Source organism: Pseudomonas syringae, from assembly GCF_021605415.1.
In the GTDB taxonomy this organism is placed as follows: domain Bacteria; phylum Pseudomonadota; class Gammaproteobacteria; order Pseudomonadales; family Pseudomonadaceae; genus Aquipseudomonas; species Aquipseudomonas syringae_S.
Window position 1 is genome coordinate 1 of record NZ_WKEQ01000096.1, and the last position, 823, is coordinate 823.

Below are 823 nucleotides of genomic sequence, written 5' to 3' on the forward strand. Positions count from 1 at the left end.
TGATCAAAATCCCGTAGCTAAATTCAGGGTCAAGGTTCCGTGTAAAAAAAGACATAGCGAAAACCACTATCAGCGAAGGCCACATCACCATCACCGCAGATCCGACGCTGTAGTTACCGATATCGAGAAAAACCTCGTTCTTGCGCCAGATGATGTTGAGAACATCACAAGGCTTTTCACCAGTGGGGATAGGCAATGGCGACAAATAATCATTGCGCGAAAACATCCGTTTTTTCACAGTGCCTGCCGGCGGCGTACTCATGTCGCCACCTCGATTTGCCCAGCAAGTTCGGCTTCGCGTTTGGCGATAGCGGCCTCCAACTCAGGCGAGCGTTTGGCCCATTGTTCCGGGGGCAGCGGTTTTGACCATTTGATAATCTCGGGATAGGGCAAATCCGGCGGCGGGTTCAACTTCCAACGTTCGAGCACGTCTATCAGCAAAGTGTTGAAAATGAAGATCCCGCAAAAACCTTCCCATAGAGCAGTTACAAACCAGCCCCTTAATTTGGCGGCGTTGATCAGATCGTTCAGGTAAGTGGCCCATACTCCTTTTGACCTGTCGAAACGGGCTGTTTGATCTTCAACAGACTCCGGCCCGATTTCCATGTAACTGCGCATGCACTCCCATAACGCCATCGCAGTCGTACCACCGCCGCAGTTGAAGCCCAGCGAAAAGTATTTGTTGTCTTCCTTGGCGTCCGGGTCGGGGTTTTCGAAACCGATGACCAATAAACCCATCGTGGATCGGCCGGCCTGACTGACGGAGGATTGCTGAGTGGCGGCGGCTGTTACGGTTTCCCACGGGACGATCCAGTACTCGCCG

1 protein-coding gene and 1 pseudogene are annotated in these 823 nt (G+C 52.6%); both read right to left on the minus strand.

Annotation, left to right across the window (positions count from 1 at the left end):
- On the minus strand, nucleotides 1–262 hold a 262-nt coding region (locus tag GIW69_RS26150; protein ID WP_236485674.1), incomplete at its 3' end, for a hypothetical protein.
- Nucleotides 259–823, minus strand: a pseudogene (locus tag GIW69_RS26155) (hypothetical protein); the annotation flags it as partial. The gene GIW69_RS26150 and the pseudogene GIW69_RS26155, both read right to left, overlap by 4 nt.